At 63.2% G+C, this 18,695-nt stretch carries 20 protein-coding genes and 2 pseudogenes; 10 read left to right on the forward strand and 12 right to left on the reverse strand.

The window, feature by feature from the left end:
- Positions 1-42: 42 nt before the first annotated feature.
- The 4 genes from NKH21_RS14950 to NKH21_RS14965 are packed head-to-tail and all read right to left on the reverse strand — an operon-like array spanning position 43 to position 3,219.
- Positions 43-615 carry an alpha/beta hydrolase gene (locus tag NKH21_RS14950; RefSeq protein WP_352865797.1) on the reverse strand — a complete coding sequence of 191 codons (573 nt, stop codon included), beginning with the start codon at positions 613-615 and terminating at the stop codon, positions 43-45.
- A complete protein-coding gene (gene purB, locus NKH21_RS14955; protein ID WP_352865800.1) occupies positions 615-1,922 on the reverse strand; it encodes an adenylosuccinate lyase in 1,308 nt (435 codons plus the stop codon). The genes NKH21_RS14950 and purB overlap by 1 nt, the downstream gene beginning before the upstream one ends.
- Before the next feature lie 59 nt (positions 1,923-1,981).
- Positions 1,982-2,482 (reverse strand): hypothetical protein, encoded by a 501-nt coding sequence (locus NKH21_RS14960; protein WP_352865921.1) that lies wholly within the window; start codon positions 2,480-2,482, stop codon positions 1,982-1,984.
- 11 nt (positions 2,483-2,493) lie between these two features.
- Positions 2,494-3,219 carry a DUF2259 domain-containing protein gene (locus NKH21_RS14965; protein ID WP_352865802.1) on the reverse strand — a complete coding sequence of 242 codons (726 nt, stop codon included), beginning with the start codon at positions 3,217-3,219 and terminating at the stop codon, positions 2,494-2,496.
- Between the two features lie 140 nt (positions 3,220-3,359).
- Between NKH21_RS14965 and NKH21_RS14970 the strand changes: the two are divergent.
- Positions 3,360-3,512 (forward strand): annotated as a pseudogene (locus tag NKH21_RS14970) (DUF2171 domain-containing protein); the annotation flags it as partial.
- A gap of 47 nt (positions 3,513-3,559) precedes the next feature.
- Here the strand turns inward: NKH21_RS14970 and NKH21_RS14975 are convergent.
- Together NKH21_RS14975 and NKH21_RS14980 are read right to left on the reverse strand one after the other, a co-directional pair.
- The gene (locus NKH21_RS14975; protein ID WP_352865924.1) at positions 3,560-4,579 is read right to left on the reverse strand and encodes a P1 family peptidase; all 1,020 of its coding nucleotides are present in this window, start codon (positions 4,577-4,579) and stop codon (positions 3,560-3,562) included.
- Positions 4,580-4,593: 14 nt separating this feature from the next.
- Complete coding sequence (locus NKH21_RS14980; protein WP_352865804.1) at positions 4,594-5,667, reverse strand: branched-chain amino acid ABC transporter substrate-binding protein; 1,074 nt, start codon at positions 5,665-5,667, stop codon at positions 4,594-4,596.
- 179 nt (positions 5,668-5,846) lie between these two features.
- Here NKH21_RS14980 and NKH21_RS14985 point away from each other — a divergent pair, with 179 nt between their 5' ends.
- From NKH21_RS14985 to NKH21_RS15005, 6 genes and pseudogenes are all read left to right on the forward strand, one after another.
- The gene (locus tag NKH21_RS14985; RefSeq protein ID WP_352662507.1) at positions 5,847-6,341 is read left to right on the forward strand and encodes a flavin reductase; all 495 of its coding nucleotides are present in this window, start codon (positions 5,847-5,849) and stop codon (positions 6,339-6,341) included.
- Positions 6,342-6,374: 33 nt separating this feature from the next.
- Positions 6,375-6,504 (forward strand): annotated as a pseudogene (locus NKH21_RS32805) (AAA family ATPase); the annotation flags it as partial.
- A gap of 63 nt (positions 6,505-6,567) precedes the next feature.
- Entirely contained in the window at positions 6,568-6,906 is a 339-nt protein-coding gene (locus tag NKH21_RS14990; protein ID WP_352662504.1) for an XdhC family protein, read from the forward strand.
- A gap of 6 nt (positions 6,907-6,912) precedes the next feature.
- Positions 6,913-7,617 (forward strand): XdhC family protein, encoded by a 705-nt coding sequence (locus NKH21_RS14995; RefSeq protein WP_352662501.1) that lies wholly within the window; start codon positions 6,913-6,915, stop codon positions 7,615-7,617.
- Entirely contained in the window at positions 7,614-9,224 is a 1,611-nt protein-coding gene (locus NKH21_RS15000; protein WP_352865807.1) for an NTP transferase domain-containing protein, read from the forward strand. The genes NKH21_RS14995 and NKH21_RS15000 overlap by 4 nt, the downstream gene beginning before the upstream one ends.
- A gap of 92 nt (positions 9,225-9,316) precedes the next feature.
- A complete protein-coding gene (locus tag NKH21_RS15005; protein WP_352865810.1) occupies positions 9,317-10,174 on the forward strand; it encodes an alpha/beta hydrolase in 858 nt (285 codons plus the stop codon).
- On the opposite strand, the gene NKH21_RS15010 is transcribed toward NKH21_RS15005, so the two are convergent.
- Positions 10,171-11,208, reverse strand: coding sequence for a DUF1176 domain-containing protein (locus tag NKH21_RS15010; protein WP_352865813.1), 1,038 nt, complete (start codon positions 11,206-11,208; stop codon positions 10,171-10,173). The genes NKH21_RS15005 and NKH21_RS15010 overlap by 4 nt on opposite strands.
- Positions 11,209-11,331: 123 nt before the next feature.
- Here NKH21_RS15010 and NKH21_RS15015 point away from each other — a divergent pair, with 123 nt between their 5' ends.
- Positions 11,332-11,838 carry a DUF1993 domain-containing protein gene (locus tag NKH21_RS15015; RefSeq protein ID WP_352663333.1) on the forward strand — a complete coding sequence of 169 codons (507 nt, stop codon included), beginning with the start codon at positions 11,332-11,334 and terminating at the stop codon, positions 11,836-11,838.
- 51 nt (positions 11,839-11,889) lie between these two features.
- Here the strand turns inward: NKH21_RS15015 and NKH21_RS15020 are convergent, their stop codons facing one another.
- Positions 11,890-12,054, reverse strand: a complete 165-nt coding sequence (locus tag NKH21_RS15020) for a hypothetical protein (RefSeq protein ID WP_023674744.1) — start codon at positions 12,052-12,054, stop codon at positions 11,890-11,892.
- A gap of 384 nt (positions 12,055-12,438) precedes the next feature.
- Here NKH21_RS15020 and NKH21_RS15025 point away from each other — a divergent pair, with 384 nt between their 5' ends.
- Together NKH21_RS15025 and NKH21_RS15030 are read left to right on the forward strand one after the other, a co-directional pair.
- Complete coding sequence (locus NKH21_RS15025) at positions 12,439-13,506, forward strand: aldo/keto reductase (protein WP_352865815.1); 1,068 nt, start codon at positions 12,439-12,441, stop codon at positions 13,504-13,506.
- 48 nt (positions 13,507-13,554) lie between these two features.
- On the forward strand, positions 13,555-14,820 hold the full coding sequence (locus tag NKH21_RS15030) for a cysteine desulfurase-like protein (protein ID WP_352865818.1): 1,266 nt from the start codon (positions 13,555-13,557) through the stop codon (positions 14,818-14,820).
- Between the two features lie 18 nt (positions 14,821-14,838).
- Here NKH21_RS15030 and NKH21_RS15035 read toward each other — a convergent pair whose 3' ends face one another.
- Genes NKH21_RS15035 through NKH21_RS15050 form a run of 4 tightly spaced genes read right to left on the reverse strand, consistent with a single transcriptional unit; the run spans position 14,839 to position 18,695 of the window.
- Positions 14,839-15,870, reverse strand: a complete 1,032-nt coding sequence (locus NKH21_RS15035) for a histone deacetylase family protein (RefSeq protein WP_352865820.1) — start codon at positions 15,868-15,870, stop codon at positions 14,839-14,841.
- Positions 15,867-16,379: a GNAT family N-acetyltransferase gene (locus NKH21_RS15040; RefSeq protein ID WP_352865822.1), complete on the reverse strand. Its 513-nt coding sequence runs from the start codon at positions 16,377-16,379 to the stop codon at positions 15,867-15,869. The genes NKH21_RS15035 and NKH21_RS15040 overlap by 4 nt, the downstream gene beginning before the upstream one ends.
- 9 nt (positions 16,380-16,388) lie before the next feature.
- Positions 16,389-17,318 (reverse strand): 3,5-dioxohexanoate:acetyl-CoA acetone transferase, encoded by a 930-nt coding sequence (gene kce / locus NKH21_RS15045; RefSeq protein WP_352865825.1) that lies wholly within the window; start codon positions 17,316-17,318, stop codon positions 16,389-16,391.
- A 9-nt stretch (positions 17,319-17,327) separates the two neighbouring features.
- Positions 17,328-18,695: an aminotransferase family protein gene (locus tag NKH21_RS15050; RefSeq protein ID WP_352865827.1), complete on the reverse strand. Its 1,368-nt coding sequence runs from the start codon at positions 18,693-18,695 to the stop codon at positions 17,328-17,330.

An 18,695-nucleotide genomic window follows, 5' to 3' on the forward strand; every position in this document is an offset into this window, starting at 1 on the left:
GCGGTTTTGCGATAACGACATGCATAAAAACAAGAATCTAGATTAGAGGTTCGCCTTCTCAAGCAGGCGTCCAAGCATGAGCAGGCCCGCTGGCCATACGCCCAGGCCGGCCTCGTTCCCCATATGGCCAAGATCGCCGGCATCGGCGATATCCGCGCCCCAGGCGGCGGCAAAAGCGGTCGCCTTGTCGAAGGTGACGCGGGGGTCGCTGCGGCTCGCCACCACCAATGTTGGGAAGGGCAGGCGCTTCAGCGGCATCGGCGCGAACGGGCGCACCGCGTCGAATGAGGGATCGGCATCCTCGACATTGGTCGCGGCAACCAGGAGTGCCGCCGCGACCTTGTCGAGTTGGCTTTGACTGGCGCCGGCAGCCCACTTCACCGCCGTCGCCACCGCCAGCGAATGCGCAAGCAGCACGATGCGGCGGGGTGCGGCGGCCACCGCGGCATCCACCTGGCCGATCCAGTCTTCAGGCTTCGGCCGGTCCCACTCAGCCTGCAGCACGCGGCTCGAATTGGGGAACACCCGGCACCAATGCGACATCCAATGATCCGGCCCGGAATTGCCGCGCCCGGGCAGGGCAAGGAAATCGAAATCTCCGGCCGACGAAATCATCAGGCTTCTCCGAACACTCGGCTGAAGATCGTATCGACGTGCTTGGTATGGTAGCCCAAGTCGAATTTCTCGCGGATCTCGGCCTCGGGCAAGGCTGCGACCACGTCCTTGTCGGCCAGAAGTTCCTCAAGAAAATCAGCGCCTTGCTCCCACACCTTCATCGCATTGCGCTGCACCAGCCGGTAGGCGTCCTCGCGCGAAACGCCGGCTTGCGTCAGCGCTAGCAGCACGCGCTGCGAATGCACAAGGCCGCGGAATTTGTTCATGTTCTTCAGCATGTTGTCGGGGTAGACGAGCAGTTTGTCGACGACGCTGGTCAGCCGTGAGAGCGCGAAATCGAGCGTCACCGTCGCGTCGGGCCCGATCATGCGCTCGACCGAGGAATGCGAGATGTCGCGCTCGTGCCAGAGCGCCACATTCTCCATTGCCGGCAATGCGAAGGAGCGCACCATGCGGGCAAGGCCGGTGAGGTTCTCGGTCAGCACAGGGTTGCGCTTGTGCGGCATCGCCGACGAGCCCTTCTGTCCGGGTGAAAAGTACTCTTCTGCTTCAAGTACCTCGGTGCGCTGCAGATGGCGCACCTCGATCGCCAGCCGCTCGATCGACGAGGCGATGACGCCGAGCGTGGCGAAGAACATCGCATGGCGGTCGCGCGGAATCACCTGCGTCGACACCGGCTCGGGCTTCAGTCCGAGTTTCTTGGCCACGTATTCTTCGACATAAGGATCGATATTGGCGAAGGTGCCGACCGCACCCGAGATGGCGCAGGTGGCGATGTCCTCGCGTGCGTGCACCAGCCGCTCGCGGCAACGCGAGAATTCGGCATAGGCCTGTGCCAGCTTGATGCCGAAGGTGGTCGGCTCGGCATGGATGCCGTGGCTGCGGCCGATGGTGATGGTGTCCTTGTGCTCGAACGCGCGGCGCTTGAGCGCCGCAAGCAGCCCGTCAATGTCGGCCAGCAGGATGTCGCTGGCCCGGGTGAGCTGCACGGCAAAACAGGTGTCGAGAACATCGGACGATGTCATGCCCTGGTGGATGAAGCGGGCATCCGGCCCGACGAATTCGGCAAGATGCGTGAGAAAGGCGATGACGTCGTGCTTGGTGACGCGCTCGATCTCGTCGATCGCTTGGACATCGAACTTCGCCGCCCCACCTTTCTCCCAGATGGTCTTGGCGGCCCCCTTCGGGATGACGCCGAGCTCGGCCAATGCGTCGCAGGCGTAGGCCTCGATCTCGAACCAGATGCGGAACCGGGTTTCGGGCGACCAGATGGCCACCATTTCCGGCCGGGAGTAGCGAGGGATCATCGGTCAGTCCTGACTTGCGGGAGCGTTCGCCAGCGTCCTAACAGAGCGAGATGGAATGCTCAACGCTGCTGGCGCGCAAACCAGATGCTGGCAATTGCGAGCGCGATGAAACCTAGCGGAAAATACAGCCGGATGCCGAGGACGACAAACTGATAGAGTGCCGTCAACATCGTGAACACGAACTGGAAAACCCAGGTGATGGTAAGCGCGGGTGCATGCCATTGGACGTAGTAGGAGCGGTATTGCAGCCCAAACAGGCCGCCGGTGACGGCGATCGTCGCTGCGAGAAAGCAGACGAAGGCGGCCGCGAGGGCGATCTCCCAGTGGCGTCCGAGCGAGACGAGCCGCGCCAGGAACAGCCCAATCGGGAAAGCCAGCGCACCGCCGGCAGCATAAAGCAGCGAGACGAAGCGGATCTTTGCCGGGGTCTCCCAGTCGTACTGCAGCAGATTGAGCAGCGCGCTGGCGCCCATCGCTATGGCCCACAGCAGCGCGCCGACGGACGCAGCACGCAGCGGCGGTAAAGCGCGGCGCAGACGATGCAAGGCGCGGGTGCGCATGGCCAGGAGCGTCACAGCCGTCCGGTTACCGCGATCCAGCGATAGTCCGGCCCTTCGAAGCCGTATTGGCGCACCGCGATCAGCACGGCATAGGCGCTGAGGCTATCCAGCGAAAATGTCTGAACCGCGCCGATCTGGTAGCCAGTCGGACAGCCTCTGCTTTGCGGGATCGATTTGTCCTCGTGAATAATCCTTGTCTGGCCGCCGTCCTTCGCCTCGATGCGCAGCAGGCGAAAGCCGTTGATCTCGCCCAGGCTCTGGCAGCGTTCGGTGTCGTTCATGCCGATCTGGTCGAGCCGGAACTCAAGCGGATCGTCGACCGGCGAGAAGATCGGGCGCGGATTGACCACCATGCGGAAGGGATCGGCAGAAAGCTCGGTCACCGGGTTGAAGCCGGCGGTGATGCCGCGAATTGCCGTGAGTTCCGCCTGACTGACGATCGCTTCGCCCTTTTGCCGGGCCTGCAGCCGCGCTGCGTCCACCGCGGCATTCTCGTCGTCGAGCCGGACACGGATCGGCGAGCCCTTCAGGAAACTGTCGTTGGCCGTGTCGACATAATAGCGGTTCGCATAGGGAAATCCCGATCCGTCCTGGACGCCGTATTCCTCGAAGGCAAAGACCCCGCCATCACGGCTGAAGCCGAGGATCTCAAGCTCGGCGACATCGCCTGCGTGGGCGGCGACCAAAGTTGCAAGCGGGGCAAGCAGGCAGACGGCAAACAGGGCAAGATTTCGCATGGGGCTTCCATTCAGGCGGTCGACGCCGTTAAATTCCTATCACGATGCCGTCAAAAGATCGTGCTGACTGAAACACAAGGTCGATGCATCCAATCCGGCCGTCGTGCTTCCATACGTTCGCGAATCTTGGCTGCATCTCGACCAAGCGCGACAGCGGCGAGGGCGCTCACAGGGGCCATCACCACTTCATTCCTCTCAGCCTTGTCGCCGAGGTCGAGGGCCAGAAGGTGCGGCTCTCAGCAAACTCGGATGTTGCGGTCACGTTCGAAGAAGAAAAATCCGAACCCAGCTGATCAAAAGTCCAATCTGATTACGGCAAACCCGAATGAGCGTTGCGCGGTCAGCGCGATGACCAGACCGGGAACAGATCGCCCTCGGCCGGCGTCGCGGCAAAGACGCCGCGGCTGATGGCGCGCGCCATCGTGGCGCCGGCCGCGGCGTAGAGATCGATGGCATCGTTGGGTGCGAGCTCGATGCCGCTCTTGCCGGTTGCCAGCGCGAAGACCAGATCGCCGTCTGCGGGCGTGTGCGTCGGCCAAATGGCACGGACGAAGCCGTCATGCGCTGATATCGCCAGGCGTTTGGCTGCGGCCTTCGTGAGTACCGCATCGGTGGCGATCACGGCGATGGTCGTGTTGGCGCCGGTTTCCGCCTGCCCTGCGGCATGCTTGTCACGGAACTTCAGCACGATCTTTCTGGCATCGTCAGGCACCGGGTGGGGAAAGCCTAAGCCGCCGAACTCGTCGCCGATCTCGAACGGCGCCGCCCAGAAATGGCGGGTCCCGGCGACCGTCACCGAGCCGGTCGGGTTGACGGCGGCGAGCGCGCCGATGGTGACGCCGCTGTCCAGCGCTGTCGAGGCCGAGCCGAGCCCGCCCTTCAGGCCGGAGCTCAAAGCCCCGCAACCTGCGCCGGCAGTGCCGAGCGCAAAGTCGATCGCGGCGGCTTGCGCGGCTTCGTAGCCGAGGTCGCGGTAAGGCGGATACCGGCTCCAATCCTTGTCGCCGCCATTGCGCAGGTCGAACAGGATCGCCGCCGGCACTATCGGCACGCGAAAGCCGCCGACCTCGACGCCGATGCCTCTTTCGCGCAAGGCCGCCTGCACCCCCGACGCGGCGTCAAGGCCAAAAGCCGAGCCGCCCGACAGCACCACGGCATGGATGGCGTGGATCGAATTGTGCGGCTCGAGCAGGTCGGTTTCGCGGGTGCCCGGCGCACCGCCCAGGATTTGCACACCGGCCACGGCCGGTTCGTCGCAGATGACGGTGGTCACACCGGATTTCAGCTTGGCATTCGCCGCATTGCCGACACGCAGGCCGGCGACGTCGGTGATGAGATTGCGCGGACCCGTATGGAACATCCCCGTGCTTGACATCATTGGCTCTCCGCTGGCACGAAACGGCCGCCGTCGAAACGGTAGGCTTGATAAGGATTTTGCGCCAGGTCACCTTTTTCGTCAAAGCGGATCGGTCCGATCGCCGTGGTGAAGTCATGCGCGGTCAGCACGTTAGCCAGCCTCTCGCCGGAGCTTTGCGTCAATGCTGAAGCGGCCTTGGCGATCTCGACCGCGGCATAGGCGGGTAGCGTGTAACCTTCCGGCACGATGTTTTGTCCGGCAAAGCTCTGCAGCACCTTGGGGTCGGCGACATCGGCCCATTCGGGCGGCGCAATCATCAGCGTGCCGACGGCATAAGGCACGTCGCCGAGCGGCGCGCGCAACGCTTCGCCGCCGGCAAACACCATTCCGGTGTCGAGCTGGCCGGCGTCGCGGCCCATAATGGCGACATCATCGCCGTCGCCGCCGGCAAAGACATGCGTTGCGCCGGCTTTCTTAAGTCGGCCGATCAGGCCGATCTGGTTGTCGAGCTGCGGCCGGAACGTGTCGACGAACACCGGCTTCAGCGCCGCTTGCTCGGCGGCTGCCCGAAACGTCTCGGCCATTTCGCGGCCATAGATCGTGCCGTCGTCGACGATGGCGAACAGCTCGTTCTGCCATAGGCGGGTGAGGATGGCGGCGACGGCATTGCGCTCGTCGTCGCCGCGTGGCCCGAGACGATAGATCGGCCATCCGGTCTTGGCGCGCCGGTCGGTCAGGCTTTCCGTACGGACGCCGACTGTGATCACCGGTATGCCGGCATCCTTGAGGATCGGTAGAGCCGCCTCGATTGCGTCGGTGCACAAAAACCCGATGACGATGTTGACCTTGGCTGCGGTGAACTCCCGCGCGGCAGCGGCGCCACCGTCGGCCGTGCAGGCGTCATCGATCGTCTTGATTTCGGCATCGTTCGCTTCAGCCGCCATTGTCGCGCCGGCCTCGATCTGTTTGCCGAGGATCGCCGACGCCCCCGACAAAGGTGCCGCGACGCCGACCAGCAGCGTCTCGGCACTTGCACTACCGGCGACCGAGAGCCAGGCCAGCACCGCTATCGTGGTCGTCCAAGGTCGCATGCGAGCGAAGAATTCCTCTGCACCGGTCGCGTGGTTGCTGGCGCCAATGCCGTCAAGACCTAAAGGCTGGCCAGCTTTGGTGCAACACGCGAATTCTGGATATACGTCAAGCACTTCGCTTGTGGCATGCAATATCCCCCCATATATAACGGTTGGTTCTGACTAGTGGAAAATCATCGGTGCTGAAGAAGAATGACATCGGGCCGCAGGCCTACCGCGACGCGATGGCCCATTTTGCCGGCCATGTACATGTAGTCACCACCGATGGCCCCGCCGGCAGGCGCGGCGCGACGGTGATCGCGGCCTGCTCGGTGTCGGACACGCCGCCGACCATCCTGGTCTGCCTCAATCGTGAAAATCCCAAGAACGAGCCGTTCGTGGAAAACGGCAAATTTGCCCTGAACACGCTGGCTTCGGATCAGGAGCCGCTGTCGATCGGCTTTTCCGGCATTACCGGCCTGCCGGTCGAGGAGCGTTTCGCGTTGGCCGAATGGGATGTGATCTCGACCGGTTCGCCGACGCTGAAGGGCGCGCTCGCCGTCTTCGACTGCGAACTGATCGATACCAAGGATCTGGCCACCCATCGTGTGCTTTTTGGCAAAGTTACAGGTTTGCGCATCGGCGATAATTTGCGGCCGCTGATCTATCACAACCGCGGCTACCACGCTCTGTAAAGGCTTTCAGATGGCCGCGCCCGCGGAGAGAGAATGACCGAGTTGAAAACCGCGTCCGGCGCCACGGACGATCGACGAGACGCTCGATCTGTTGACCTGTGCGGATTATGTGGCGGACCGGTCGCTGGCGACCGTGCTGTTTTTATGCGTTCGGTCGACCCGCGCCGGTGGATCGAGGCTGGCGTGATGCGCGTCGCATAACCACATGTCTCCCAGGGAGAAAATCATGGAACGCAGTATCTATCTCGATGAGGCTCGCGACCCGCTGATCATCGCGGAGGGCTGGATGAAGGACGGCAAGGATGTCGCCATCGCCACCGTGGTCGAGACCTGGGGTTCGGCACCGCGGCCGGTCGGCAGCCATCTGGTCATCGACGCCGAAGGCAATTTCCACGGCTCCGTTTCGGGCGGCTGCGTCGAAGGCGCCGTGGTGACCGAAGCGGTCGACGTCATCGATAGCGGCAAGGCGAAGATGCTGGAGTTCGGCGTCGCAGACGAGACCGCCTGGCAAGTCGGCCTGTCATGCGGCGGCCGCATCAAGGTCTATGTCGAAAGATTGGGTTGATCTCGAATGGATCCCTATGCCCTGAAGACACTCAACGCCGAACGCCGCGCCCGCCGCGCGGCAATCCTGGTCACCGATCTCGGCGACGGCCGCGACCGTGTCGTGCGCGAGGGCGACCGGGTAGCCGGCGAACTCGGGGCGGCCGTCGCCAAGGCATTTCGCACCGGCAATTCCGGTTCGGTCGAAGCTGAGGGGCGGACGTTCTTCCTCAACGTACATCTGCCGCAGCCGCGTCTGGTGGTGATCGGCGCCGTCCACATCAGCCAGGCGCTGGCACCGATGGCCAGGATCGCCGGCTATCCCGTAGAGATCATCGATCCGCGCACGGCCTTTGCCACGCCCGATCGTTTTCCCGATATCGCACTGCATGCCGAATGGCCAGAGGATGTGCTGACGCGTCAGCCGCTCGATAGCTATACGGCGCTGGCTGCTCTCACCCACGATCCGAAGATCGACGATTTCGCGCTGAAGGCGGCGCTCGACGCCGGCTGCTTTTATGTCGGTGCGCTCGGCAGCCGCAAGACCCACGCCAAACGTGTGGAACGCCTGCTGGCTTCGGGGGCGACGGCCGACCAGATCGCCCGCATTCATGCCCCGATCGGCCTCGACATTGGGGCTGCCAGCCCGGCCGAGATCGCCGTCGCGGTGTTGGCGCAAGCGATCCACGCCTTTCGCTCGCGCGGCCTCGAATCCAAAGGCGCGGTCGCGTGAAATTTGGTCCCGTTGCGATCGATGCGGCCGAAGGGGCAGTGCTGGCGCACGCCACCACGGCCGGCGAGCGCCGCTTCCGCAAGGCGCACAGGCTAAGCGCCGGGGATGTGTCCCTGTTGAAGGCCGCTGGCATTTCCGAGGTCGTCGCGGCGGTGTTGGCGCCCGATGATCTCAGCGAGGACGTCGCCGCCGAAAAGATCGCTGCATCCATGATCCACCGCAACATCGAGGCGAAGCCCGCCGCGACCGGCAGGGTCAACCTCCACGCGCAGGCTGCCGGCATGTTCACCGTCGACGCGGCGATGATCGATGCTATCAACGCCGTCGATCCGACGATCACCATCGCCACGCTCGCGCAGTATGCGCCGGTCGAAAAAGGTCAGATGGTAGCAACGGTGAAGATCATTCCGTTTGCGGTCGCCTCCGCTTTGGTCGATGCGGTGGCAGGGATCTGCGCCGGCGGCGAGATCTTTGCGGTCAACGCCTATCAGCCGGTGCGCGTCGGCGTCATCCAGACGGTGCTGCCCGGCATCAAACCCAGCGTGCTCGACAAGACGATGCGCGTCACCGAAGCACGCCTGGCGCGTTCGGGCGGCAGGCTGGCGGCGGAGCGTCGAACGCCGCATGAAATTATCCCCGTCGCCGAGGCTGCGGCTTCGCTGATACGCGACAACGATATGGTGGTTATCTTCGGCGCCTCGGCGATGGCCGATTTTGGCGACGTCGTTCCCGCTGCGATCGAAAAGGCAGGCGGCACTGTCATCCGCGCCGGTATGCCGGTCGATCCCGGCAATCTGCTGGTGCTAGGCACACTAGGCGGCAAGCGCATCATCGGTGCGCCGGGCTGCGCCCGCAGTCCCAAGGAGAACGGCTTCGACTGGGTGCTCGACCGGCTGATCGCCGGCCTCGACGTGACCGCCAGGGATATTGCCGGCATGGGTGTCGGCGGGCTGTTGATGGAAATTCCGACGCGGCCGCAGCCGCGCGAGCCATTGCCGGCCAAAGCCGAACCAAAGGTCGAGATCGTGCTTCTGGCCGCCGGCCGCTCCAGCCGCATGGGCGGGCCGAACAAGCTCTTGGCGCTCTTCGACGGCAAGCCGCTGGTCCGTCGCACTGCCGAACGCGCGGTCGGTTCGAAAGCCGCGGCCACCATCGTCGTCACTGGCCATCAGCGCGAGCGCGTGCGCGATGCACTGTCTGGCCTCGATGTGACGTTCGCCGACAATCCGGAATTCGCCGAGGGTCTGTCTTCGTCGCTGAAGGCCGGCATCGCCAAGATTTCCGGCGACGCCGCCGGCGCCATGATTGTCCTCGGCGATATGCCTGGCGTCGCCTCGGCCGACCTCGACAGGCTGATCGAGGCGTTCCGCAGGTGCGAAGGCCGATCGGTGGTGCGGGCCTCGCACGATGGGCGGCGGGGCAATCCCGTGCTGCTGCCGCGTTCGCTGTTTGCCGCGATCGCTCACCTCGAAGGCGATACCGGGGCCCGCCATCTGGTCGAGGCCGAAGGGCTCGACGTCATCGATGTCGAGATCGGCGAAGGGGCAGCCGTCGATGTCGACACGCGCGAGGCGCTGGAAAGCGCCGGCGGCGTGCTGCAGGATTGACAAACCGAAGCCGAAAAACGCATGGCTGAGGCATGGCCTTTCGTTTCTGCTTCCGGTTCCGCTTGCCTCCCTCTGGCCTCCCGGCCCTGCTGATGGCGATTCTTTTGTCGCTCTCTTGTGCCGCCCACGCCAACGCTCTCGAACTCAAACCCTTCAAGGATGATCTCTTCGCCTATCCGGTCACACTCTCGTCCGAGAGCAACGGCGCCTATACGGTTGTCGATTATCGTGAGCTGCGCGACATCAACGCTCGTGACGAAGTGCCTGAACGTCGTGTGCATGCGCAATACACCGATCCCGGTGTGCGCAAGGTGCAGCAGGATTTGTTGCTGAAGACCGATGCCGGCGATGTCCGCCACATCGCCGTCGGCAAGACCGAGGGCGCCAGCATCATCGTGCTTTATCTGCACGGGCAGGGCGGCAGCCGCAAGCAGGGCACCGACGACTTCACCTTCGGCGGCAATTTCAACCGCATCAAGAACCTGATGGCCGGCAATGGCGGCCTCTATCTGTCGCCGGATTTTTCCGATTTCGGCGACGCCGGTGCCACCCAGGTCGCCGCGCTGATCGACCACTATGCCGAACAATCGCCGAGCGCAAAAATCTTCGTCGCCTGCGGCTCGATGGGCGGCTCATTATGCTGGAAGCTGGCCGCCCGCAATGACACCGGCGGGCGCATCGACGGGCTTCTGCTGCTCGGCTCGCTATGGGATGAGAGTTTCTTCTCAAGCCCCGCATTCAAGCGTCGTGTCCCAGTCTTCTTCGGCCAAGGCAGCAAGGACCCGGTGTTTCCAATCGAGAAACAGGAAGCCTTCTTCCGATCAATTCTGGCCAAGTCGAAAACCTATCCGACCCGCTTCGTCCGCTTCGAGACCGGCACGCACGGCACGCCGATCCGCATGACCGACTGGCGCGGCACGCTCAACTGGATGTTGTCGAAGGCTCCTTAAGGCGCGGTATTGTAGTCGACGACCGTCTGCGGATTTTCCTCGCCGTCATAAGACGCGTCGACATCGTACTGGACCAGGGAAAAATCGGCGTTGCGAAACAGATAGGTCCCCGATGAAGAGGCATCGCCGATGCCACGCCATTTGTTGAAGGTGGTGATCGTCTTGGTCTCTTCGTCGTAATCGGAATTGGTTGCCCAGCCGGAGGTCTGGAAGCCAACTATGGTCATGCCCAGCAATTTGCCGTCGCTGTCATTGTTCTCGTAGCGGATGTCCATTTCAGGTTCGGCGAACTGCAATTGTCTCACGCCAAGCACGTCGTCGCTCATGTAATAGATCGAGTTTTCGTTGTAGGCCGCGGCCGAGCAGGCGAAATGGAAAAGCCGCGTTTCGCTTTCGGGATCGCTGGCAGCCGCATCCTTGCCCTTATAGTGGATCGAGAAAATCTCCGGCTCCTGCGCCAAAAGATCCTTGTCGCACTGGTCGCCATAAGTCGCGGCAAACGCCTTGTTGGCCTGCTCAAGCGCCGCGTCCTTCTTCGGCGGCGGCGGTCCATCGCCGCAGCTTGCCGGCACGGCATCCTCGAAATCGGCCTTTGAGGGTTTCAGCGCACCCTTGTCGATGAAGATCGAGCGAAATGGCGGTTCCTGGATCGAGGCGTTGATCTGGCGCAGCGTATAGCAGCCGGCAAAGACATTTTCGCTGCCGTCCTTGGCCGTCGCCCGGATGGCGACCGGAACGCTGTAGTAGATGCTGCCGGCAGCCCCATCTTCGGATACGCCACCGGTTTTGACTTCGACCGTGTCCGTGCCGTCATAGCCTTTGACGAAGGAATTGAAATCCTTGGCCGGCTTGGTGTCGCCGAAATAGTCCCAGGCGCGCGCGAATTCGTGCCGGCTGATGGCACTATAAAGCGACCGGATGACCACTTCGGCATTCGACCTGTCGTCGATATAAGGCGCGTCTGCGGCGAGCGCCGATTGGCCGGCAACGGCAAGCGAGATAAAAGCGGTCGCTGCAAAAAAGGCGCGTCTCATCGGGAACCTCCACTCGATGAAAAATCCTATCATATCGATTGCGGCGGCGTGGTGACGCTTGAACAACCCCCTGCGAAAGCGCTACCTCTCGCCGTCGGCAGTCGGGCCGCGTGGAGATTTCTTGTGACCATATCAATGTATGAAGCATCCGTGCCGGTATTTTCGGCGAGACTGAAGGCACTAGCCAATGTGCTGAACATTGCCGAGCAAAATGCGGCTGATCGCAAGATCGATCCGCAGGTGTATCTGACAGCGAGGCTGGCGCCGGACATGTTTGCGCTGACCAGGCAGGTGCAGATTGCCACCGATCACGCCAAGGGCGCGCCGTCGCGGCTTGCCGGGCGTGAGGTGCCAAAATACGAGGATAATGAGGCGAGCTTCGCCGATCTGCAGGCACGCCTCACCAAGACGCTCGACTATCTCTCGACATTTTCGGCGGCCGAATTCGATGGTTCAGATGACAGGATGGTTGAACTGCGGCTTGCGGGACGCGAGGTTTCGATGGCGGGAATGCAGTACCTGCTGCACGCCGCCATGCCCAATTTCTATTTCCACCTGACCACTGCCTACGACATCCTGCGCCACAACGGCGTGCCATTGGGCAAGTCGATTTTCCTCGGATCGCGTTGAGATCCGCTCGTGAGATATCCCGCCGCGGCGTGATATCTCACGGTGCGCTGTTTAGCGCAGGGACATTTCCCTGGCGATGCGCGGGAAATCGGCCGGCTTGACGCCGATATCGGCGCGATCGGCATTGCTCATCGAATGGAGCAGCGCCAGTGCCGCACGATAGCGCAGCTGTTCCCGCGGACGCGGGCGAGCGAACATTTCAGTGAAGAATCCCATGATTCAAGCCCCGTATTGAACCTCCACGGCCGTCAGTATAGGCAGATCATGACAATTGTGCAGTGCAGCATTCGCATGGCAGCCATGCTGCCCTGATCTTTTTCGACATAATTCGGCTGTGTCGGCGAAACTTCTGCGGTGCTTCGACCGTAGGCCTCAGTGCCGGCACTTGGCCGGCTTTTCCTCGCCATTCCTGGCGAACTTCCGGACTGCATGCACATGCAGTCCGGCTTTTTTGTTAGCCGCAGGGATAACCCCCGTTCGCCGGCATTCTGGGAAAGTCGCCTGGCCTGCCGTCGGTGGGCTTGGAAGCGGGCGGCGCTTTCCTGTATGTTATCGCTTCCTCCTCGCGCAGCCGCGCAAAATTCCCGCCGGAGAAACTCCATGCACAAACGCCGTCTCGGCCAGACCGATCTTTTCGTGTCGCAAATCTGCCTCGGATCGATGACCTGGGGCCAGCAGAACACCGAGGCGGACGGTCACGCCCAGATGGATCTGGCGTTTGCTCGCGGCGTCAATTTCATCGACACCGCCGAACTCTATCCGATCCCGCCCAAGGCGGAGACACAAGGCCGTACCGAGACAATCATCGGCAATTGGATGAAGGAGAAGCGCAATCGCGACCAGGTGATCATCGCCTCGAAGGTAGTTGGTCGCACCGCCAACACCTGGTTTCGCGGCGACCGCCCGTCCAAGCTGGTGCGCGCCGATATCTTCGACGCTATCGATAAGTCACTCGCCAGGCTCAACACCGATTACATCGACCTCTATCAGATCCATTGGCCGGAACGCGACGTGCCGTGGGGCGCCAATCCGAACCGCATCGGCGCTGTGCCGCGACGCTCCGATACCGCCGGCGTGCCGGAGGGCGAGACGCCGATCGCCGAGACGCTTGCCGTATTCGATGAACTGGTGAAGGCCGGCAAGATCCGCCATTTCGGCTTGTCGAACGAGAATTCCTGGGGCGTCATGCGCTTCATTGCCGAAGCCGACAAGGGCCTCGGCCCGCGCGTCGCCTCGCTGCAGAACGCCTATAATTTCGTCAACCGCACCTTCGAGGTGAACCTTGCCGAAGTCTGCGAGCGCGAGCAGGTGTCGCTGCTTGCCTATTCGCCGCTGGCGCAAGGCTATTTGACCGGCAAATACGATCATGGCGCGCGGCCGCAGGGCTCGCGCTCGCAATTGTTCAACCGCGGCCAGCGCTACGAGACGCCGAATGCTGCCGAGGTGCAGCTCGAATACAACCGGTTGGCGCGCACCTTCGGCATGGAGCCGGCGCTGTTTGCCAATGCCTATGTCTCGAACCGGCCCTTGGTCACCTCGAACATCGTCGGCGCCACCACCATTTCGCAACTCGAAATGGCGCTCTCTTCCGCCGACGTGGTCTGGACCGAGGACATGCAGAAAGCCGTCGATGCGATCCACCAGCGTGTCGGCAATCCGTGCCCTTAATGCGTCGGGACGTAGTTGTCCGATCGTCATAAGGAGAGGGGAACAGCCATGGACTTCCGGATCGACGCGGTGCGCGCGAAATTTCCGGCCTTGTCGCTGACCGACAGGGGCCGCAGGCGCATTTATCTCGACAATCCTGCCGGCACGCAGGTGCCGCAGGCGGTGGCGGAGGCGGTGTCACGCTGCCTGCTGACCACCAATGCCAATCTCGGCGGCTTCTTCGAGACCACCGTTGCGGCACAAGACATCGTGGACGAGGCCCATCTGGCGATGGCGGATTTCCTCGGCGCTGCGAGCCCGCAGGAAATCATCATCGGTGCCAACATGACGACGTTGACCTACCACATGTCGCGAACGCTCGGCCGCACGATGAAGCCCGGGGACGAGATCATCCTCACCCGCATGGACCATGAGGGCAACGTCTCACCCTGGCTGCAACTGGCTGAAGACCTTGGCCTTGTCGTGCGCTGGCTGCCTTTCGACCAGCAGAGCTGGCAGGTCGAGCAGGCAGCACTCGCCGCGCTGCTTTCCGAGAGGACGCGGCTCGTCGCGCTCAACTACGCCAGCAATCTCACCGGGTCGATCAACCGGGTGAAGGCGTTGACCGGCATCGCCAGGCAGGCTGGTGCGCTGGTCTACGTCGATGCCGTCCAGTTCGCGCCGCATGGCGTGATCGACGTCCAAAACCTCGGCTGCGATTTCCTGATCTGCTCGGCTTACAAGTTCTTCGGCCCGCATATGGGAATTTTGTGGGGCAGGCTGGACGTCATCGATGCGCTGAAGCCGTATAAATGCCGTTGCTCGTCCAATGCCCTGCCGGAGCGCTTCGAACTCGGCACGCCGCAAATTGAATTGATGGCCGGCCTGTCGGCGGCTGTCGATTATTTTGCCGAGTTGGGCGCGGCAGCTGGCGCGCAAGGGTCGCGTCGGCGGAAAATCGCCAAGGCCTTCGAAGTGTCAATCGCTTACGAGAACGCGCTGACTCAACAGTTGATCGACGGTCTGTCGGATATTGCCGGCCTGACCATTCACGGCATCACCGATCCGAAGCGGATAAATCAGCGTGTGCCGACGGTGTCGTTCACTGTCGACGGCATCGTGCCGGAGACGATCGTGCGGCAGATGAATGCCGAAAACATCTTCCTGTGGTCCGGCCACAACTACGCCTGGGAGATAGTGCACCAGCTCGGCATTCCGGCCGAGCAGGGCGCGGTGCGCATCGGCATAGCTCATTACAACACTTCAGCCGAGATCGACGAGACGCTGGAGAACGTGCACTGCGTTGTCGCCATGCTGAGGCAGGAACGATCCTGAGCGGGCCTCACGGGCGGATCATCGCTTGTGGGCGCCGCCAAAACCGGTGAGGAAGGCGGTGAGGTTGTCGCCGAGCTCGTCGCAGAGATAGCCGCCTTCCTGGACGATGACCGTTGGCAGGCCGAGCCCCGCGATCGCCTCGCCAATGCGCGAAAAGCCAGGCGTGCTCACCGACAGCCCGCCGAACGGATCGCCTTCGAAGGCATCTAGCCCCAGCGCCACCACAAGCACATCGGGCGAGAAGGCGTCGATGCGCTGGAATCCTGCCGCCAGCGCTTCGAGGAACGCTGCATCGCCGGATTTTCGCGGTAGCGGCAGGTTGAGATTGTAGCCGAGACCGGCGCCTTCGCCGCGCTCGTCGGCATGGCCCCAGAAAAACGGATAGAAGCGTACCGGGTCGGCATGCAGCGACACGGTGAGCACGTCCGGCCGGGCATAGAAGATGCCTTGCGTGCCGTTGCCGTGGTGCAGGTCGACATCGAGGATAGCCACCCGCGCCGCCTGCTTGCGCAGAACCTGTGCGGCGACCGCCGAATTGTTGATGAAGCAGAAGCCGCCGGCGACATCGGCAAAGGCGTGATGGCCGGGCGGCCGGCACAGCGCATAGGCGGCCGGCGCTCCCGACATCACGGCCTCGGCTGCTTCAACCGCGCTCCAGGCGCTCCACAGTGCGCTCTGCCACGTCTCGCCGGAGATCGGGCAGGCGGTGTCGGCCATGTGGTAGCCGGCCTGGCCGACCGCCGAGGCCGGATAGGAGCCGTCCCGCGCGATCGGATGGATGTTGGGGATGACCTCGGCCGAGGCGCCCTCGATGCGCTGCCAGCGCGCGAAGATATGCTGGAGGAAATCGAGATATTCCGGCGTATGCACCGCCGCAATCGGGCCGGGCCCGTGATCCCGAGGCCGTTCGATCGTGCAGCCGGCAGCCTTTGCGCCGGCTAACAATCGCTCGATCCGCTCCGGCTTTTCGGGATTGGGCTGCGGCGCGCCGCTTGAGAGGAACGCCTTCGGGTCGTGGCGCTTCTGTTCTTCGGCATAGAAGGCTTTCATGTTGGCTCCTCCGATGCATCGGCAAATGCGAAAAAGGCGTCGCCGACGATCTTCTGCACCTGCTCGTAGCTCGACCAGCCAATGCCCAACCGTTCGTAAAAAGCCTTGGCGGTCTTGTTGTCGGTGTCGACGGACAGCCTGAGATAGACGCCGCCTGCCTTCCGGCACTGCGCCGCGACCCGGCGCAGCAGGCGCTCGCCGATCCTGCGGCGACGAAACCGGTCCTCGACATAGAGGTCCTGCACATAGACGCCGGGTCGGCCCATCCATGTCGAGAAGATCGGAAAATAGAGGCACAGCCCGGCAAATTCGCCACCGACTTCTGCGATCAAGGTCGAGAAGGCAGGCTTTTCGCCAAAGCCATAGGTGCGGAGATCCTGAGCAGTCGAGGTGATCTCCTGATGTGCGCCGACATGCACGCCGAGCCGTAGGAGTGCGGCGTGGATGGTTTCGACGTCCTCCACCCGGCCGGGGCGGATGACAATGTCGTTGGTGGCTGTATTGGTCACGGCCGCATCTCAGAACGCCACGCGGTCGCCGCCCTTGAGCGCGAGCATCTGCCGTGCCTCGGCCGGCGTTGCGACGTCCAGCGACAGCCCCTCGAGCACGCCGCGGATCCGGCGGACCTGGTCGGCATTGGACTTGGCGAGCTGGCGCCCGTCGTAGAGGCTGTCCTCCAGCCCGACGCGGACGTTGCCGCCCATTGCCGCCGCAATCGAGATCATCGGCATCTGGTAGCGTCCGGCGGCCAGCACCGAAAACTGATAGGCGTCGCCGAACAGTTTATCTGCGATGCGCTTCATGTGGATCAGGTTTTCGGGGTCGGCGCCGATGCCGCCGAGGATGCCCAAAACAAACTGGATGAACAGCGGTCCCGACACCAGCCCACGATCGCGAAAATGCGCCAGGGAATAGAGATGGCCGACATCGTAGCACTCGAATTCGAAGCGCGTGCCGCAACCACGCCCAAGCTTCTCCAGCACCGTCTCCATGTCGGCAAAGGTGTTCTTGAAGATCGTGTCGCGGGTTGCCTCGAGCAGCTTCGGCTCCCATTCGTGCTGCCATTCCCGCGGCCGGTCGAGCATGGGGAACAGCGCGAAATTCATCGAACCCATATTGAGCGAGCACATTTCCGGCTCGGCCCTGAGCGGCGCGGCCAATCGCTGGTCGAGCGTCATCAGCGACGAGCCGCCGGTGGTGATGTTGATCACCGCGTCGGTCGCCTGCTTGATGCGCCGCAGGAACTGCATGAACACCTCGGGATCGGCGGTCGGCCGCCCGTCCTTGGGGTCGCGGGCGTGAAGATGCAGGATCGAGGCGCCGGCTTCGGCGGCGGCGATTGCCTCTGCGGCGATCTGGTCCGGCGTCACGGGCAGATGTGGCGACATCGACGGGGTGTGCACCGACCCGGTGACGGCGCAGGTGATAATGATTTTTCGCAGCGCCATGGTTCGCCCTCAGCCTTCGACCGGCAGGTCGAGCTCGCCGGCCAGCACTTCGAGCGAGTCGCCGATGATGGATATGATCTCGCCGATCTGCGCGGCGGTGACGATCATCGGCGGCGCGACCATGAAATTGTCGCCGTCGACGCCGCCCTTGACCTTGCGTCCGTAGATGATCAGGCCGCGCTCATAGGCGAGGTCGAGCAGCCGCTGGGTGGCCTTCTTTGCCGGCTCGATCGGCCTCAGCGTTTCTGGGTCGGCGACCATTTCGGCACCGGTGAGCAGGCCCTTGCCGCGGACGTCGGCGATGAATGGAAACCGCTTGGCCAATCCCTTCAGTTCGTCCATCAAAAGCTCGCCCATGTCGGCCGCGTTGGCGATCAGGCCGAGGCGGTCCATTTCGCCGAGTACGGCGAGCCCGGCGGCGCAGGCGAGCGGGTTGCCGGCATAGGTATGGCCGTGCTGAAAGCCGCCCGATGCGAGCAACGGTTGCACCAGCCGCATCGGTGCCGCCAGCGCGCCAAGCGGTGCGTAGCCAGAGCCCAACCCCTTCGACAGCGCGACGATGTCGGGCTTGCAGTTCCAGTGGTCGCCGCCGAGGAATTTTCCGGTGCGGCCGGCACCGCTCATCACTTCGTCATGGATGAGCAAGATGCCGTAGCGATCGCAGATCTCGCGGATTCGCGGATAATAGCTGTCCGGCGCCACCAGTGCTGCCGTGGCAGCGCCGCCGACCGGCTCCATGATGAAGGCGAGCACGCTTTCCGGCCCCTCGGCGAGGATCTTTTCCTCCAGCATATCGGCGTAGCGGATGCCGCGCTGTTCCATGGAAAGATTGTCGCGGTCGCGCCAGGCGATGGGCGCCGGCACCGTCGGCATGACCTGCATCATCGGCATAAAATTTTCGGCCAGCGCATCGTCGCCGGTGACGGCGAGCGCGCCGAGCGTGCCGCCATGATAGGAGGGAAAGCGCGTGATCACCTTCCAGCGGCTGGGCTGGCCGGTGGCGACCGCCCATTGCCGCGCCAGCTTGATGCAGGATTCCGTAGCTTCCGAGCCGCCGGAGACAAAGAAGATGCGGTCCAGGCTCTCGGGGAGTTTGGCCGCCAGTTGCCGCGCGAGTTCCTCTGCCGGCTCGTTCTCGAAGTGCAGGCGGTAGGCGAAGGTGGCGCGGTCCATCTGCCGTTTCATCGCGTCGAGCACGTTGCGGTTGGAATGGCCGATATTGGCGACCATCGGCCCGCTCGACCCGTCGATGAAGCGGCGGCCGTCCTGCGTCCACATGTAGATGCCCTCGGCGCGGTCGATGAGCGGCCGGCGCAGGCTGGACAGATAAAACAGATGCGAGGCTTCGCGAGTTTCCGGGGCAGGGGACTTCAGCAT

The organism is Mesorhizobium sp. M1329, from assembly GCF_040318035.1.
In the GTDB taxonomy this organism is placed as follows: Bacteria; Pseudomonadota; Alphaproteobacteria; order Rhizobiales; family Rhizobiaceae; genus Mesorhizobium.

Bases quoted from the DNA above. Each gene is read 5' to 3' on its own strand.
- NKH21_RS14950 (WP_352865797.1), bottom strand. From the start codon at position 615: ATGATTTCGTCGGCCGGAGATTTCGATTTCCTTGCCCTGCCCGGGCGC.
- purB (WP_352865800.1), bottom strand. From the start codon at position 1,922: ATGATCCCTCGCTACTCCCGGCCGGAAATGGTGGCCATCTGGTCGCCC.
- NKH21_RS14960 (WP_352865921.1), bottom strand. From the start codon at position 2,482: ATGCGCACCCGCGCCTTGCATCGTCTGCGCCGCGCTTTACCGCCGCTG.
- NKH21_RS14965 (WP_352865802.1), bottom strand. From the start codon at position 3,219: ATGCGAAATCTTGCCCTGTTTGCCGTCTGCCTGCTTGCCCCGCTTGCA.
- NKH21_RS14975 (WP_352865924.1), bottom strand. From the start codon at position 4,579: ATGTTCCATACGGGTCCGCGCAATCTCATCACCGACGTCGCCGGCCTG.
- NKH21_RS14980 (WP_352865804.1), bottom strand. From the start codon at position 5,667: ATGCGACCTTGGACGACCACGATAGCGGTGCTGGCCTGGCTCTCGGTC.
- NKH21_RS14990 (WP_352662504.1), top strand. From the start codon at position 6,568: ATGGAACGCAGTATCTATCTCGATGAGGCTCGCGACCCGCTGATCATC.
- NKH21_RS14995 (WP_352662501.1), top strand. From the start codon at position 6,913: ATGGATCCCTATGCCCTGAAGACACTCAACGCCGAACGCCGCGCCCGC.
- NKH21_RS15005 (WP_352865810.1), top strand. From the start codon at position 9,317: ATGGCGATTCTTTTGTCGCTCTCTTGTGCCGCCCACGCCAACGCTCTC.
- NKH21_RS15010 (WP_352865813.1), bottom strand. From the start codon at position 11,208: ATGAGACGCGCCTTTTTTGCAGCGACCGCTTTTATCTCGCTTGCCGTT.
- NKH21_RS15020 (WP_023674744.1), bottom strand. From the start codon at position 12,054: ATGGGATTCTTCACTGAAATGTTCGCTCGCCCGCGTCCGCGGGAACAG.
- NKH21_RS15025 (WP_352865815.1), top strand. From the start codon at position 12,439: ATGCACAAACGCCGTCTCGGCCAGACCGATCTTTTCGTGTCGCAAATC.
- NKH21_RS15030 (WP_352865818.1), top strand. From the start codon at position 13,555: ATGGACTTCCGGATCGACGCGGTGCGCGCGAAATTTCCGGCCTTGTCG.
- NKH21_RS15035 (WP_352865820.1), bottom strand. From the start codon at position 15,870: ATGAAAGCCTTCTATGCCGAAGAACAGAAGCGCCACGACCCGAAGGCG.
- kce (WP_352865825.1), bottom strand. From the start codon at position 17,318: ATGGCGCTGCGAAAAATCATTATCACCTGCGCCGTCACCGGGTCGGTG.
- NKH21_RS15050 (WP_352865827.1), bottom strand. From the start codon at position 18,695: ATGCTGAAGTCCCCTGCCCCGGAAACTCGCGAAGCCTCGCATCTGTTT.